At 26.6% G+C, this 17,556-nt stretch carries 14 protein-coding genes and 1 tRNA gene; 2 read left to right on the forward strand and 13 right to left on the reverse strand.

Annotated features, from left to right (window positions below; all coding sequences use genetic code 4):
- Positions 1-22: 22 nt before the first annotated feature.
- The 9 genes from EXC60_RS01635 to EXC60_RS01675 all read right to left on the reverse strand — a co-directional run bounded on the left by EXC60_RS01635 (position 23) and on the right by EXC60_RS01675 (position 8,898).
- Entirely contained in the window at positions 23-862 is an 840-nt protein-coding gene (locus EXC60_RS01635) for an RluA family pseudouridine synthase (RefSeq protein WP_036456581.1), read from the reverse strand.
- Positions 846-1,484, reverse strand: a complete 639-nt coding sequence (gene scpB, locus EXC60_RS01640; protein ID WP_024544256.1) for an SMC-Scp complex subunit ScpB — start codon at positions 1,482-1,484, stop codon at positions 846-848. The genes EXC60_RS01635 and scpB overlap by 17 nt, the downstream gene beginning before the upstream one ends.
- Positions 1,477-2,325 (reverse strand): segregation/condensation protein A, encoded by an 849-nt coding sequence (locus EXC60_RS01645; RefSeq protein ID WP_197725017.1) that lies wholly within the window; start codon positions 2,323-2,325, stop codon positions 1,477-1,479. The genes scpB and EXC60_RS01645 overlap by 8 nt, the downstream gene beginning before the upstream one ends.
- A 14-nt stretch (positions 2,326-2,339) precedes the next feature.
- Entirely contained in the window at positions 2,340-3,134 is a 795-nt protein-coding gene (locus EXC60_RS01650; protein ID WP_024544258.1) for a lysophospholipid acyltransferase family protein, read from the reverse strand.
- A gap of 9 nt (positions 3,135-3,143) precedes the next feature.
- A complete protein-coding gene (locus tag EXC60_RS01655) occupies positions 3,144-3,446 on the reverse strand; it encodes a 4'-phosphopantetheinyl transferase superfamily protein (RefSeq protein ID WP_024544259.1) in 303 nt (100 codons plus the stop codon).
- Positions 3,447-3,566: 120 nt separating this feature from the next.
- Positions 3,567-5,042 (reverse strand): hypothetical protein, encoded by a 1,476-nt coding sequence (locus EXC60_RS01660; RefSeq protein WP_024544260.1) that lies wholly within the window; start codon positions 5,040-5,042, stop codon positions 3,567-3,569.
- Between the two features lie 187 nt (positions 5,043-5,229).
- Complete coding sequence (locus EXC60_RS01665; RefSeq protein WP_024544261.1) at positions 5,230-6,561, reverse strand: C1 family peptidase; 1,332 nt, start codon at positions 6,559-6,561, stop codon at positions 5,230-5,232.
- 38 nt (positions 6,562-6,599) lie between these two features.
- Complete coding sequence (locus EXC60_RS01670; RefSeq protein ID WP_024544262.1) at positions 6,600-8,213, reverse strand: ABC-F family ATP-binding cassette domain-containing protein; 1,614 nt, start codon at positions 8,211-8,213, stop codon at positions 6,600-6,602.
- 91 nt (positions 8,214-8,304) lie between these two features.
- Positions 8,305-8,898: a hypothetical protein gene (locus tag EXC60_RS01675; RefSeq protein ID WP_024544263.1), complete on the reverse strand. Its 594-nt coding sequence runs from the start codon at positions 8,896-8,898 to the stop codon at positions 8,305-8,307.
- A 196-nt stretch (positions 8,899-9,094) separates the two neighbouring features.
- Between EXC60_RS01675 and EXC60_RS01680 the strand changes: the two genes are divergently transcribed.
- Positions 9,095-10,867 (forward strand): ribonuclease J, encoded by a 1,773-nt coding sequence (locus tag EXC60_RS01680; RefSeq protein WP_024544264.1) that lies wholly within the window; start codon positions 9,095-9,097, stop codon positions 10,865-10,867.
- Positions 10,868-10,912: 45 nt separating this feature from the next.
- On the opposite strand, the gene EXC60_RS06405 is transcribed toward EXC60_RS01680, so the two are convergent.
- From EXC60_RS06405 to EXC60_RS01700, 4 genes are all read right to left on the reverse strand, one after another.
- Entirely contained in the window at positions 10,913-11,842 is a 930-nt protein-coding gene (locus EXC60_RS06405) for a hypothetical protein (RefSeq protein ID WP_024544265.1), read from the reverse strand.
- A gap of 121 nt (positions 11,843-11,963) precedes the next feature.
- Positions 11,964-14,705, reverse strand: coding sequence for a magnesium-translocating P-type ATPase (gene mgtA, locus EXC60_RS01690; protein WP_024544266.1), 2,742 nt, complete (start codon positions 14,703-14,705; stop codon positions 11,964-11,966).
- Between the two features lie 185 nt (positions 14,706-14,890).
- The gene (locus EXC60_RS06410) at positions 14,891-15,385 is read right to left on the reverse strand and encodes a hypothetical protein (protein WP_024544267.1); all 495 of its coding nucleotides are present in this window, start codon (positions 15,383-15,385) and stop codon (positions 14,891-14,893) included.
- 674 nt (positions 15,386-16,059) lie between these two features.
- Positions 16,060-16,135: transfer RNA gene (locus EXC60_RS01700), tRNA-Lys, on the reverse strand.
- Between the two features lie 242 nt (positions 16,136-16,377).
- Here EXC60_RS01700 and EXC60_RS01705 point away from each other — a divergent pair.
- Complete coding sequence (locus tag EXC60_RS01705) at positions 16,378-17,520, forward strand: lipoprotein 17-related variable surface protein (protein WP_024544269.1); 1,143 nt, start codon at positions 16,378-16,380, stop codon at positions 17,518-17,520.
- The last annotated feature ends 36 nt before the right edge of the window (positions 17,521-17,556 follow it).

Genomic DNA, 17,556 nt, shown 5'->3' on the forward strand with positions numbered 1-17,556 from the left:
TTAACTCCTTATTTTGATAATATTATCAATGTGGTGGACAAACAAAAGTTTGTTCATTATATTCTTTAAAATCTTCGCTTAAATTATGAAAGGTTATTGAATAGGAATGTAAAAACATCCTTCTTGCTCTTTTTCCACCATATTTAGTGTCTCCAACAATAGGACAATGTAAATATTCTAATGTTGCACGAATTTGATGTTTTTTGCCTGTAACAATTTGTGCATAGTTTCTCATACCATCAGTTCAAAAAATAGTTTTCGCTTTGACACCATAACTATCATTTGCAATCATCTTTTCATTTTTGATATCTTTTTTAAGTCTTACAGCAACTTCTTGTTTTTCTAAAGACTTAAAATCTGAAACAAATTGATAAACTTTTTCAAATTCATCTTGTTTTTCAGAAAATTCGGTGAGGGTTTGATAGTTTTTACAATAAACTACAATCCCTGATGTCTTTTTGTCTATTCTTCCAATTGAAGAAGGTATAAATGAAGATGTTTTTTTATAATCTAAGTATGTTAAAACTTGATCATTCAAACAATTTTCTTCTGAATGAATTGCAACATTAACTTTTTTATCAACAATTAATAAATTTTTATCTTCATAAACAACAGAAAAATTAATGTTAGCTTTTGACCTCTTAGTTTCTCTTGAAACATCTTTTAGCCCATAAACTAAAATTTCATCATTAAGTTGTAACTTGTAATGTTTTTCATTAGTTTTTTGGTCATTAATCCTAACATCTTTTTCACGAAATAGTTTTTCTAGTCTTGAAATAGGAACATTATCTAGCATTTTTTCTAGATATTTAAATAATGTTCGGTTAACATCATTTTCTTTTGCTTTAAATTTCTTGATCATCGTCGTCACCTTCTGCAACTAAAATTGAAGGGCTTTGAGATTTTTCATCTTGACGTTGTGAATCAAATAAATTAAATTCTTTGTCTTCCATTTCTTCAGATTCATCTTTATATCTTGCAAATTCTGGAAATGGAGGAAGCTCTGCTAATGTTTTAATTTTGAAATAATCATAAAATTTATTGGTAATACCATACAAAATTGGATTTCCAGGAGTTGGTGCTACTCCAACTTCTTCAATAATTCCTTTTGTTAAAAGCGATGCGACAATATGGTCACTAACAACACCTCTAATATTTGAAATCATGCTTCTAGTAATTGGTTGTTTATAAGCAATAATTCCTGCGACTTCAATTCCAGCAGTTGACAAATGTTGTTTTCTTACAATTGTGACTAATTCTTCAATTGCTCATTTAACAGCAGGTGTTGTTAAAAATTTAAAAACGTCATTAAATTCAGCAACCATAATACCATGTTCCTGTTTATTAAATTCCTCTTTAAATTTTCTAAGTAAAAGTCTAGCTTCATTTGTAGTATTTAATTTCAAAACATCTTTTAGTTGCTCACTGCTTAATCCTTCACTACCTTGAATAAATAGTAAAGCTTCAATTATTTTGTTATTCATATTCAACTCCTTTTGTGAATGTAATGTCAGTATCACCATGTTGTTGCATTACAACTATTTGTTGTCTTGCTAAGTCTAAAACTGCTAATAATGTAATTACGAAATGCCCCATTGTAGGTACATGAAATACTTCCTTAAAATTAAGTTCATTCTTATGTCTAAATAATTCAATAATTCTCTTTTTTTGTTCTTCAGGGCTTACTGCTATTGTTGTAATTTTAATGTTTCTAATCATTTCAGCGTAAGTTCGTTCAAACATTTTACGTAATGTAACAACTAATCTTGAACTATTTGCATGACCATCTAAAATTGAATCATCTGTTTCTCTAACAAATTCTGTTACATCTTCAGGTCTTTTTTCATAATAATTTTTTCTCTCAGTTTCATGTTCTCTTAAAGTAATAGAAATTTCTTTGAATTTTTCATATTCAGCAATTTGTTCAAGTAATCTTTTCTTTTCTTGTTTAATTTCTTCTTCAACTTCAGGGTCTTGTAACACCATTCTTGCTTTAAGTTGTAACAAAGTTGCAGCCATAACTAAATATTCACTAGCAATATCAAAATCATTATCTTGTAGATGCTTAATAATTTCAAGATATTGGTTTGCAAGTTCTGCAATATCAATGTCTAGAATATTGATATTTTTTTCTTTAACCAAGCTAACTAATAAATCTAAAGGACCATCAAAATTTGATAAAGTGAATTTATATTTTGGTTCATAAGCTTCATTTTCTTTTTTATCTTTAGTTTTCTTGTCATTTTTTTTAGTTAGTTCTTCTTCTTTGGGTTCTTCTAAAGAAATTTCATTAACTTTTACTTTTTTTGTTTCATCAATAATCATTTTGAGCTCTTATCTTATTTTTTATTTCTTTTGGTATATGTGTTTTTAATTGTTTCTTTTGAGGTTATTGTTTGATCAATATAGTTTGAAGCAATAATACTTTTAACATTTTCAGCAATATGTTTTGGATCAAGTGTTTGAAACATTACAGGTTTAATTGGTGTATGAAATGTTACTTCAACTTCTAAAATGCCTTTTCTATTTTTATCCATAGCATTACATGCATTATTAATAGTTACAGGAATAATAGGGACATAGGCTGATTGTGCAACTCTAAAAGCTCCTGATTGAAATTCGCCTAATTTACCATCTCTAGTTCTAGTTCCTTCAGCAAAAATAACACCACAAAGTTTATTATTTTTTACATAATTGCCGAAATCACGTAAGGTTTCTAAAATTTCTCTTGGTTTTGAATAGTCTAAAAAGTAAGTGTTAATAAAATCAGCAATTTTTTTAATTCCTTTTTTTTGTTTGCTTTCAGATTTAGCAATAAAACCAAAATTCTTTGATCTTTTTTGTCCATCTCCTTGATTATGTAAAGCTGATGCAATAATTAATGGATCTAAATAAGTTGAATGGTTAGGAATAATTAAACAAGGCCCATCAGGAACATTTGAAAAATTATTAACTTTTAATTTGATTCCAAATTTTTTAAGTAATGAATTTGATTTTTTTTGAAATATTTCACATTTTTCAAATTCTTTGTAATATTCTGGCATTTTTTTAGCTCTTGAAGCCTTTGAAAGTAATGATCAATAAATAAATAAAATTGGTAATGCGTTTCAAAATAATCTAGTTCTTAATTTCATATTTTCTCCTTAATTTTTATGATTAAAAACAATAGCAATAATGTAGTCATCGTCATTTGTAGTTGAAATTTCAAAGTCCTTAAATATATATCTACCTACATTGTCTTTAGTGATATTTATTTCTGAAAAATTTTTATATTGATTATCACATTTAAAGATCGCTTCTTTAATTGCCCATCTAGTTGCTAAAAACTTTAATTTATCATTGTCTTCTAAATATTTTTTTAGTTCCATAGAATGTAATATTTTTTTTGCAATCTCTTCTTGATTTTCTTTAAACCTACTCTTTTTAGTTAAATCAATACCTATCATTTTTATACCTAAATAAATATTTAATATATTATAAGTGATAAAGCATAAAATTACCAACATTTAAGAAACTAAACTTTTTTATAAAATAAAAAAACTGGACTTAGTCCAGCAAAATCATTATTAATAATTTAATCCGTGAATTTTAAAAATTGTTGTTTTAGTCTCATTTGTTTTTAAATTTGTAATTTCAAATTCAAGTTCAATAATTGTATGTAAGTATACTTTACTTCTTGATACCTTAATATTTTTTGTATTTAGCTTCATTTTGTAATTTGCTTTTAACTTTTCAACAATAGAAGCAGGTTTATAATCATCTTTACCGAAACCCGAATTTAAAAGTTCAACTAATTTTTCTATTTGTTTTTCTTCGCTTAGCTTATTAAATTCAAGTTTTTCTAATTCCTTTTTTAACTCCACGTTTGAAATATTGAATGAAATATCTGATGCAACATCTTTATAATTATAATAATTTAATTTTAAATATCCTATATAAGCAACACTATTTAATCAATTAATTGTTAAATGAAAGGTTTTAAAGTTTTTGCTGTCAAATCTATCAATTCTTTTAATAGTCATTGTAAATTTTGTTAAATCATCATCGTCTATATCTTGACCTGTGTCTGGATCTTGAAGCTTATAGGTTTGAAATCCATTAGGATCAATTTCATACTTAAAGTCTAAATAATTGTCCAATTCTTGCAAATCAAAATAATTTAATAAATTTTTGAAACTTAAATCTTTTTTAAGTTCTTCAATTAAACTTAATGAAGTAAATACTTTGGCATTTTCTTTAGCACTTAATGTAAAAGGAGTTGATTCAACTTTTGAATTAAAATTATAAACAAAAAATGTATATTCTTTTACTTCATTTGTTTCTTTGTTTTTTATTGCAAGTCTTAAATGAATATTTGTAGGTCCATGGTCGTGTAAATAATTTAAATATTCATTGTCCTTTCCAATAAAATCAATTTCATATTTTGATTTGTCAAGTTCACCATCAACTAAACAATATTTTCTAAAGAATTTTAGTTGTTCTTCACCATTTTCTTCATATCTTGAATCTTTCATTTCTTCTTTAAATTTGCTAATGAAATCCTTTGATGTCATTGTTGATCCAAATGTTGTTGTAATACTATAAAACTTTAAATTACCAATTTGCTCATAATTATCAGTATCAACATAATCTTTTAAATCGCAAATTGTAAAAGTTTTTTGTATTGTAATATTTGACTTTTTATCTCTAATATCAAAAACTAAATCTAAAGTGTTTCTTTGATATTTTGTCTTTGCCATATTCAAAGAATATGCATAATTTTTATTGTCAATATAATCAAAATTAATGTGTGAATATTTTTCTAAAATTTTTTGAATTTCCTCTAATGTTTTTGATTTTTCAAGTTCGTCATAAATTTGTTTTGATGTAGTATTTTCTTTAACATCAGTAATTTTTTGATTAAAGAAAATTCCATAGTTGTTATTAGTGCGTTCTTTTAAATCATTAGGAATATCAAACTTTTTTTTGCATGACACCATAGCAGGAATCAATGCTAAGGACATTAGTGAAGAAACCAAAACTATTGATTTATTTTTAAACATAAAAACCCTTTCAAAGTTGTAAATTAACAAAAATTATATAATTTAATTTCAAAAAAATTGTCAATATTTCTTAATATTTATCAAAAAAAATGTAATTTGATTAAATTTATATTGTTAATTAAAGAATTTTAAATTCTACAAGAAATAAAAAAAGAGCATACAAATGCCCTTCAAAATTTCTAATAAATTAGCAAATTGGATCAAATGGTTCTAATTCAATTGGGTCTTTTTTAAGTCCTGACAATGCTTCATCTGATAAATATTTTTTGTCTACGATAGCTTCATAACTAAATTCATCAAATCATTTATCGCTCATTGAAAAGATACCTTTTTTGCCAACTTCATCTCCCCAACTATTTTCAACTTTTCAAGCTAAAGGTTTCCCATTTTTATCTAAATCAACACCAACTAAATTCATTGCATGACTAATAACTGATGCATGCAATTCAAATTTTTCTTTTTTACTAAATGGTAGAAGTTTTGTCAAAGTTAAATCAGTTGTATAAAGATTTTCATCCATAATACCTAATTTGCTATTGCTTGATGCCCCAACATCACAACCAAATCAAACCGCTTTTCCATCTTTTAATGAATTTATAATTGCTTGTTTTTGCTCTTTCAAGGTAATGTTTAATTTTAAAAGTCCAGTGCCATCATAAACATTTTTTACAAAATCACTATGTAGTAATCTGTTGTAAGGATAAATTTCACGTGGGTCTGAAATAACAGTTATTTTTTCTGATAAAGGTTTTTCAACATGTTGTTTGTAAAAATCTATTGGGGTTGATTCGAAACTATGAAATTTCTTATCTTTATCGTGATAAGAAAAAGTAAACGATTTTGGAGGCATACCTAACGATTTAACTAAAACGTTATAAACATCTTCTAATGCTTTTTCTTTTAGTTCATATATTTCATCTGTAACTTGCTTATCATTTTCATAAACATTTCTCATTTTAGCAACATATGATTTTAAACGCAAGTTAACTTCCTTAAATATTGCAGTTGTATTTTCTGATTGGAAAGTTTCTTGCATTGCTGATTTTGGACAAATTCCATATTTTTTAATAAGATCCATAAATCATTCAAAATATCCACCATCTTGAACTGGACTTTCATTATAATGTTGGAACGTTCTATCTAAAGTTGATAATCCTAAACCTTTGTCAATCATAAAATTTAAATAAGTATTTGCTTTTTCTAAATAATCATGAAAAGCAATATAGTTTTGTGAAAGCTCAATACTTTCTAATTTAAATTCTTCCATTAGTGCAAGTCTTACCATATTAATTGAAGCAAAAATTCAACATCTTCCTGAATTTTTTTGGTTAGTAATTGCACCTATTTTTGTTTCAATTGAAAATTCAAAATTATGTTTTTGCACAGCATCGTGGTTAATTGAACTTTCATAAATACCATTTTTGATGATTGCATTTTCTGCAACTTTATTTAAGGTAGATTTTCTATATGATTTTTCTAATTTTTGTAATGTTTCTTGTGAAATATTTTTATTTTTCATATTATTTCCTTTCTAATTTTTATATACAATTATATGCTTTAATATCCCATTGCTTTTTCATAATCTTCAAGTTCACCATAAAACAAAAAACTTTCCTTTGGTTTAATCTCTAAAATAACATTAGCGCATTCTTTAATCATTGCTCTATTGTATGTTGTAAAAATACATGAACTTTTATAATCTTTAATTGCAGAAATAAGTGAATCAATTGATTCAGAATCCAAATGATCTAATGGTTGATCAAAAATCAAAAAATTACTTTCTTCTAGCATTAATTTAGAAAACATTAGTCTAACTTTTTCTCCTCCACTTGTGACTTGAATTTTCTTAAATACCGAATCATTTGAAAATAGCATTCTGCCTAAAAAAGATCTCATTCTTGAATCTGAATTATCTTTAGTTTCTTGAGTTGTATTATTTAAAGTTCATTTACTAATTCATTCTAAAATAGTTTCATCATTTTTAAAATATTCCAAGTTATTGTTAGGAAAATAATTTGGTTTGATAGTAATACCTCAAGTAACTGTACCACTTGTTGGTTTTATTTTCCCAGCTATAATTTCTAAAAATCTTGTTTTAGCAATATCATCATCACCAATGACGACCATTTTATCTCCTGGTTTTAAAACAAAAGAAACATTTTCAAATAAAGTTTCACCTTCATTGTTTTTATAAGTTAAATTTTCAACAGATAATACTTGTTTACCAGGTAATCTATTTAAATCAAATTTAATATAAGGATATTTACGTGATGAAGGTTTTAAATCAGTTATTTCAATTTTCTCAAGAAGTTTTTTCCGACTTGTTGCTTGTTTTGATTTTGATGCATTAGCAGAAAAACGAGCAATAAATTCTTTTAATTTAGCAGCTTGCTCTTCTTTTTTAAGATTAAGTTTTTGTTGCATTTCAATTAACAATGCACTTGTTGATTTTCAAAAACTATAATTTCCAACAAATAATTTTGCTTCTGAATAATCAATATCAATAATATGAGTACAAATTTCATCTAAAAAATCACTATCATGACTAACAACAATAACAATGTGTCCATAATCAATTAAAAAATTTTCAAGTCATTTAATTGTTTTAAGATCTAGCCTATTGGTAGGCTCATCCATTATTAAAATATCAGGATTTCCAAATAATGCTTTAGCGAGTAAAACTTTAACTTTTTCATTTGCTTTAAGTTGCTTCATTTTTAAATTTCATTTAGATTTAGCAATTCCTAAATTAGATAAAAGGTTTTGTGCGTCATTTTCAGCATTTCAACCTCCCATTTCACCATATTTTTGTTCCATCAAACTAGCTTTTTCATAGTCTTCTAAAGTTGCTTCTGGATTTTCATAAATAGCATTTTTAGCAAGGCCTAGTTCATAAAGTTCTTTATTTCCCATAATAACAGTTTCGGTCACATTAAAATCATCAAATTCATTTTGATTTTGACTTAAAACACTCATCCTTGAGTTTTTATCTTTAATAATTTCGCCTTCAGAAGCTTCAACTTCATCTGCTAATATTTTTAGAAAGGTAGATTTTCCAACACCATTTGCACCAATAATTCCATAAACATTACCAGGCAAAAATTTTAGGCTAACATTCGTGAATAACTTTTTGTCAGGAAAAATCTTGCTTAAATTGCTAACTTCTAACATAAAAACTCCTTAAAGTAAATAAACTTTTTCAATTATACTAGATAAACAAATTAAAAAATGATATGTCTCCATATCACTCATAAACTATTTATTATTTTCAAATTGATCTTTGCAATTTAATATATGAACCGCTTGGTATTTCGTAATATCCATCATTTGGATTTTCTGTTTTTTGAATTGTTCCGGATAAATATAATGTTACAAATTCATTTCTTGATGACATTTCTATTCTAATAGTTAATGAAGCATATTTTTTATAATAATTATCTTTGTTTTTATAATACATTTGACCAGACAAGAATAATTGTTTATACCAATGAAAAGTAGTTACATAGCGATAGAAATTAAGTTTTCCTAACGAATTTAAATGTTTCAAAAAGCTTGATAAATCTAGAGTAATCGCATAACCGCCTATACCACTTCCATAAAATAAAGGTATTTTACTAATTTCATTAATGCCTTTCACGACAAATTCTTTTGTAGTAATTAATGTTTGCCCTCTACTTACAAAATCAACAAATTCTTTTGAATATTCATATACTTTATATTCATATTTACTATCAATTATTTTGTCTAATTCTTTACGATAATATTTTGCAGTTTGTGGAAACAAAAATCCCCCACATGAAATTGTGGGTAATGCAGTAGCAGCAATAGTAATCGGAGCCAATAATTTTAAAAACAATTTCTTTATAAGTGTCCTTTACTTTTTCAGTTTTATACTTAAATTATACCATTTACATAACTTACTATTTTTTTAAGATAAAAGCAAACTTTACATTTATTTTTTTAGAACAACAAAAATTTCATATAAAATATTTGTAACTTAATAAAAACAAATTTGTTTCTTTTATTCAAATAATGATTGGAGTTGATAATTTATGAGACCAACAAAAATTTTTGGTTTAGGTGGAATGCAAGAAATTGGTAAAAGTACATTAATTATTGAATACGATAAAATTTTTATCATCGACACTGGCATTAAATTCTGCGATGTTTTTGCAACTGGTGTTAATGGCTCTATCCCTGATTTTTCATATTTGCAAGATAATCAAGACCGTATTGCTGGATTATTTATTACACATGGACATGAGGACCACATTGGTGGTGTTCCTTATTTAGTGCAACAAGTTGATGTACATAAAATCTTTGCTCCAAAAATCGCTATTCAATACTTAAAATTAAAATTTGAAGAAATTAAATTAAAAAGAAAAATAGAACTTGTTGAAATTCACAAAGATGATGTTTATGATTTTGGAGAATGTTCAGTTGATTATTGAACAGCGCAACATTCAATTCCAGATGCTTTTGGAATTAGAGTTAAAACTCCAAATGGTAGTTTAATGATGACAGGTGATTTTAGATTTGACTATCATCCGATTGGAAACTACACTGATTTTAATAAATTAAAACAAATTGGTGAAGAAGGATTAGATGTTTTATTTTCAGATTCAACTAACGCAATGAGGCCACATCATTCACCTTCTGAAAGTGATATTTTAAAAGATATTGGTAAATATATGCAAGAGGCAAAAAAGAAAATAATTATTACTGCTTTTGCATCTAATCTAACAAGAATTAAAGCAATTATTGAACTTGCAGCACAGATGAAGAAAAAAGTTATTGCATTTGGAAGATCAATGGTTGATGGCGTTGATATCGGTAGAAAACTAAAATATATTGATGCACCAGATGAAGTTTTTATTGATAAAAAGAATATGAAAAACTTTAATGATAGTGAACTTGTTATCTTAACAACAGGTTCACAAGGCGAAGAACTTGCAGGACTAGCTAAAATGTCATTTGGAAAACACCCACACGTTACAATAAAACCAGAAGACACAGTTATTTTCTCTTCAAGTCCAATTCCCGGAAATAGATCTAAAATTGAACTTTTAGTTAATAGACTATACAAACTTGGAGCAATCATTAGAGAAAATGGTGTTGATGGATATTTGCATACTTCAGGTCATGCATATAAAGATGAACATATTAAATTATTTAATTTAACTAAACCTAAATACTTTATGCCCTATCATGGCGAATATAGAATGAGTGTTGTTCATTCACAAACTGCTATTGAGTGTGGAGTTAAACCTGAAAATGCCATCGTTGCTAATTTAGGAGATGTTTATTATTTAGAAAATCACAACATTAGACTTTCAAACGAAAAAGTTTATTTTGGGCCAGTATTTATTGATGGAACTATCTTATCAAAAACAAACTCTGCACTAATTAAACAAAGAATGGAGCTTGGACAAAATGGGTTTGTTCATGCAATTGTTGCATTAAACAAAGAAAAAAATCTTATTTTAGGTAAGCCTAGAATAGTATCACGTGGTGCATTTTTTGTAAGAAATTCTTTACATTTAGTTGAAGAAGCTAAAAGAATTGTTCATGGCGCAATTTTATATACTATAAAAAATTCAAAAGATTGAACAACACCGCAATTAAAGCAACTAATTATTGATCGTTTGGTGCCATTTTTCTACAAACACAAAAGAAGAAATGTTGTTATTATTCCAACGATTCTATTTACAAAAAGTACTAAAGCAAACATTCAAGAAAATACTGAACTTGAACTTGCAAACGAAAATCCAGATGATTTAATTGATTTATCAAAATCATATGGAAACAAAGACCAATCAAGATAATTTAAAAACCACAACTTGTGGTTTTAATTTTTGAAAATTTGATTTTTAGTAAACAGGTGCCAGCATAAATGGAACAATTGAATATAGAACGATTTTTCCGTTTGTTAAATTAGTTTTTTTCTCCAATCAAATTCCATAAAATATACATTTAAATATGTAAGAAATTCCTAAACAAATTGGCGGCAATACGAAAAATGCAATAGCACCTCAAGCATCGCCTTTGATGTTTAAACAATCAAATCATATTGTTAGAAATATTGAAATAATATTAACATATAGTGTCAAATATCATCTAAACAAATTCCAACTAGTATATCAATCGCGGTCAAAATTATCCTTTGATGTAACATTAATTTTAAATGGAATGACTATTAATAAGTAGTATAAAACTATATCAAACAAGATATATTTTCCAATATTAAATAACATAACTATACTAGTCATGTGAATATCGTGATAAAAGATTAACATTCGTTTTCAAGATAATGTTGAAATAAACATAAACATTTCTACACAAATTGCAGATATTAAATTAGTTATTCTTAAAATATTAATTGTAAGCAATTGTTTGTCGCCTTTAATTAGCAAGTTTATTTGCATATTTGTTTGATTTGCAATTTTGAAATCAAAGTTAGTAGTAGATTGAATTAAAAAGTTGCATACTAATTCTAATTTGTATTTAAACAACAAAATATGAAATACAAAACATAACGTTGAAATTCCAAAAATTAAACTTGCGATTGATATTCTTATTGTCGATGTATTTTTTATGTAATTATCTAAATGATAAAGATGAATCAATCATTCATATAATATAAATCCAACTAATGCTAACATACAAATAGTTGAAATTATTAACAAGCTTAAACTAAAGTTTTTATATTTCTTATCGATTTTTTGTTCTGATTTTTTTAATAACAACAAATAAAATAAATTTCCTGATATTGGCAAAACTCTATATATACTAAGATTCATTCAGCACAAAATTCCTTTGCTTTTTTTACAATGACATTTAAATTGTAACTTTTATTTAAAAGCAAAAGATCTTGCAATTGATTTAAGTAATAAAAAAGTCACAACTTGTGGCTAATTTCCATTATAAAAATTGTTTGTAGATCTTTTTGTAAATCATTTTTACAATCATTATCAAAGTAATATAAATTCCTACAAACATTAAAAGTCATGCATAGAACATTGGAGCTAATGGTTGTAGCTCTAATCCTTTGCTAATCCCTGGAATATATTGTGCAGCGGTAATTGCAGCAATACCTAAAATTGTAGTAATGAATATTGGAGAAGAAGCATGTGATTGAATAAATGGGATTTTTTCTGTTCTTAAAAAATGAATAACAATAGTTTGAGTTCACATTGATGTTACAAGTCAACCAGTTCAGAATAGTTCCATAAATTGTTTTCTAGAAACATCTGTAGTTAAAATATAATATGATTTTATTCCCATTTGTTGCGGTACAAAAACATAGAATAAAACAACAAATGTTATAACATCAACCAGAGTACTTACTAAACCAAATCAAATCATAAATTTCCAAATTGATTTATGTTCTCATTTTTTTGGCTTTTTGATATAGTCTTTATCAATATTGTCTCAAGGAATTGCAGCACAACATAAATCATAAATTAAGTTTAAGAAAATAATTTGTACAGGCGCCATCGGTACAAATGGTAATAAAATAGAAGCTATTAAAATACTAATAATATTTCCAAAATTTGAAGATACTGTCATCTTGATATATTTATTAATATTAGCATGAGTCTTTCTGCCTTCTGTAATACCAGTTGCAATAACCTTTAAATCTTTTTCAAGTAAGATAATGTTGGCAGTTTCTTTTGCAATATCGACTGCAGTGTCAACAGAAATTGAAACATCAGCAACTTTCATAGCAGGTGCATCATTAATTCCATCACCCATGTAACCTACAACATGTCCGTTTTTTCTCAAAATAGTAATAATTCTAGCTTTTTGGTCAGGCGTAAGCTTTGCAAAAATTTGTGTTGTTTCAACTTCTTTTGCTAGCTTTTCATCAGACATTGTAATCAAATCTTTACCTAACAAGATTTTTTCATAAGGAATTCCAACTTTTGCACAAATAGCTTTAGTTACTAAAGCATTATCACCAGTTAAAATTTTTACCTCAACTCCACGATTGTGAAGTTCTTGAATTGCAGATTCAGCTGAATCTTTTGGAGGATCTAAGAAAGTTAAATATCCAATTAAAGTCATATCTTTTTCATCAACGGTTGAGAATTTCCCTACAGGAGCAGCATCATTTTTTGATGCAATTGCAATAACTCTCATTCCTTCTTCAGAAAATTCTTCAACTTTGTTTAAAACTGACTTAATTACTGACTTTGTTAAAGGAATTACTTTACCATCTTTGTAAATTGTGCTACATACGCTAATTATTTCTTCAACAGCCCCTTTGGTAATCATTTTAATGCGATTATTTTTTAATGATCTAACTAACACAGACATTCTCTTGCGATTAAAATCAAAAGGAAGTTCATCAATTTTTTCAAAATGTAACTCTAAATTATCTAATGATGGTTCTTCTTCCGCAAGCTCCATAGTTCTTTTAATAATCGAATTATCCAATAGGTTTTTTAATCCTGTTTGATAATATGAATTTAAAAAGGCATATTTAAGCACATATGGATCTTCTTTTCCAGTTACATCCATATGACGTTCTAAAATAACTTCATCCTGAGTTAATGTTCCGGTTTTGTCAGTACATAAAATATCCATTGTTCCAAAATTTTGAATACTATTTAGACTTTTAACAATGGTTTTTTGTTTACTCATTACAATTGCACCTTTTGACAAACAACTAATGATAATGACAGGTAACATTTCAGGCGTTAGTCCTGCGGCAATTGTAATTGAAAACATCAAAGCTTTAATTCAAGGATTTTGTACACTTTTTGTAGTAAAACCGACAATTAAAAAGACAATTGGAATAATAATTGCCATAACAATTGTTAGCATAATTGAAATCTTCTTAATGCCTTTGTCAAAGTTAGTTTTAACTGGTTTTTCATTGATTTTGCTTGCAATTTGACCAATATATGTGTCATTCCCAGTTACAACCACAATCGCAATTGCAGAACCTGAAATTATGTTTGATCCCATAAATGCTAAATTATGATAATCAGTTATGTTGTCATATTGTTTTTTTGAATCAATAAACGTATATTTTTCAATTGCATCAGATTCTCCGGTTAATGAAGATTGTGAAACAAATAAGTCTTTAGCTTGCAAAATTCTAACATCTGCAGGAATAATATCTCCTGCTGCTAAATGAATAATATCTCCAACAACGATATCAGAAATTGGAATTTCACTTAAAATGCCATTTCGTTGTACAAGTGATGTAGTTTCAATAATTTTAACCAATTTTTGTGCGTTGGTTGAACTATGTTGTTCCTGAATAAAATGAATGATACTACTTACAAAAACCATAATTAAAATGACAGTCATTGTGGTGTATGATGGTTTATCATCAGGCGAACTCGGTGCCTTTAAAGGGATAATGACATCAACAATTAATGAAACAAAGGCTAATGAAAACAAAATAATATTGAATAAATTGAAAAATGATCTAAATAATCTTTTTCAAACATTATCAGCACCTTTTTTTAAAATGACATTACGGCCATATTGATCCCTATTTTCATCAACAATCTCATCAGTTTCAATTCCCCTTTTTGAACTATGAAATTTTTCATATAATTCGATTTCAGTTGACTTTGCAGCTTCAATTAATCTATTTTTTGTTAATTGAAGTTTTTTTGTTGCTTCTGATTGTGCAATTTTTGTCATATCATTCGCCTCCTTAAATCATAAAAAGTCTTGTTAAAAAATTTAGTTTGTATATTTATTCTAAATTTTATTGATTTTTAAAGTTTTGTTGTCTTTTTGCAAATTATTTTATTTAAGAATTTTAGAAAAGCAAATAAAAATTAACATTTAAATGTTAACTTTAAAATTTTAATACCTATAAAGAATTAATTAATGTTAGATTGAGTTGGTGATGTAGGACTATCATTTTGAGGTGAAGTTTGTTGTTGATTGTTAGATGTATTTGCTTTAATTTTAGCTCATAAAATTCATAATGCAACTATGGTGCAAATTTCTAAAGCAATAAGCAATATTGCATAGAATATTTTTAATAAAAGTGCAACATATTCAGCACCACCAGAAATAAGTACGCTAAATAAAATCAAGTATAAGATAGCAAATGAAAATTGCAATATTAATGAAATTAACAATAATCTTCATAAAACTTTAAGTTCTGGTTGTTCAACCAATAATTTGTTAGTGTAAACTAAACTAATAATAATTAAGATAAATGAAGCTAGTCCAATTGGATATCAAAGTTGTTTTACCACTTTTGCATTGTAAATTATGTCTCCAAAGACGCTAATTGGAGTATAAAATATGCTAATTATAGATACTATTGCAGCTGCTAAAACAATGCCTTTTATTGTATTTTTGTTCATGTTTCTCCTATCCCTATTTGAATATATATTAAATTATATCAAGGAAAATTTTAAAAACAATAGCAATAAAAAAGCTAGTCAAATTTAACTAGCAATTTAAACACATCTCTAATATTTTGGCTAATTCGATGTATTTGATTCATTATGCAAATCATTTTGAGTAGAATTGTTGTCTTGCACAACTATTTTGTTAACTTTGATTTTTACCCACAATATTCAAGAGCACACAATCGTTCCAATTGCACAAATAACTGACAATGAACTAAATGTTGTTGATAAAGCATTTAATAATTCAATAGCAGCGGAAGTTTGGGTAAGTGTTAAAAAGATAATTATTCATGCAAATTCTACACTATATTGAATTACAAAAAATATCAAGAATAGTTTACATGGGGTGCTAATACTAGGCTGTTCTTTAGATAATTTACTTGTAAATACTAATGTAATTATTCCTAATATAAATAATGAAATGCTTAATGGATATCAAATATATCTATTTGGTCTATTGTTTCAACTCCACCAAAAAATATTGAAAATATTGATATTATTGCAGTCGCTAATGCAATGCTTTTAATTGCCTTGTTACTCAAATTCTTACATAAATTTATACTACTTGAATTTTCATTGTATTTCACATATAAAAAACAAGCACCTATTAAGTGCTAGTTTTTAAATGGTACACCCTGTGGGGCTCGAACCCACGACCCAAGGATTAAGAGTCCTTTGCTCTGCCAGCTGAGCTAAGGGTGCTAATGCATAATTATTTTACACATATTTTTGATTTTTTATAGCAAATATTGATTTTGGAATATTCTAAGTTTTACTCAATTCCTTCAATAAAAATCAATGAATTTCTTTAAATTTCTTTGAAAAATGCATTTTTTGTGTCTTGTTTTTGAGACAAAACTAAATTAATAGATAGGAATAATTTAAAAATGATAAAATTGAAGAATAATTTATAAAATCATTGAAAGGTTATTAATTAAAAAAATATGAAAAAAGCAAAATTATTTAGCTTGTTTGCACCACTTGCTACACTAAGCATTGTGCCTATGATGGCAATTAGTTGTGGTGAAAAAGCTGAATTCGATAGTGTTTCATTAAAATACAATCACGATGCTAAAATTAAAGCTTCATCAATTACCAAAGAAATGTTACGAAAAGATGTTGAATTAAACAAAACTGGTTATGAATTAGTTGTTGAAGAATTAAAAGCTGATGATGAAAAAGGAACATTGGAAGTTAAATACCACTTAGTATTTACTAAAACCAAAGAAGTTTCTACATCTAAAACCATTGTTTTTGATAAATTTTTAAAAAATTCGGAAACCATTACTAATGACACATTAGATCAAATGATCAAAAAATCAGTTGCTAAATATGCAAATGTATCTGAAAAAATTTCAGATGCTAATGTAAAGGCAAAATTGCAAAAAGATGTTGAAGAATTTGCAAAGAATTTTGCTGGTGATTTAAACAAAGAAGTTTTAAATGTCAAAAAAGAATTTGAAAATATTATTTCATCAAGTAGTTTAAAAATAGCAAATGATAAAATTGTTGAATTAACTGAAAAAATTAATGGCATTTTAGCAGATGTTGTTAAAGATGTTGCTGAAAAATATGCAGCAAATACAAAAGTTACTGATGGTATTGCTTCAATTAAAAATTACTTAACAAAAGAAAAGTTAGAAGAAAAAGCAAAAGAACTTGGTGATTTTGTCAAAGGCTTAAAAGATACAATGACTCCTGTTGTTAGTGATGTATTTGATTATTTAAGTAAAGATGAATCAACAAAATCAATTACAAAACTAGCTGACTTAAAAACAGAAATGGTTAAATTCTTTAACGAACAATTTGAAAAAGTTGGTAAAGAAATTTCTGAACATAAAGTAGATTTAAACAATGGTTACAAGGCTGCATTAGATTCATATGTTGACATTCTTAAAAAAGTTAAATCTGAAGCTGCTGCAAAAGCAAGAACTGTTTTAACAAATGAAAATGATTACAATGCTGCTAAAGCAGTATTGGGCCCTAAATATGAAGCTGCAATGAACATTATGAAAAATGCTATCGAAAAGTTAGTAGAACACACAAGGAAACTTGGTGAAGTTCTTAAAACTAACCTAGCAAATTAATTTTGGATTTATTCTATAAAATAAGAGGACTGGTAT

Origin of the sequence: Metamycoplasma salivarium, assembly GCF_900660445.2 — a bacterium.
GTDB classification, from domain to species: Bacteria; Bacillota_I; Bacilli_A; order Mycoplasmatales; family Metamycoplasmataceae; genus Metamycoplasma; species Metamycoplasma salivarium.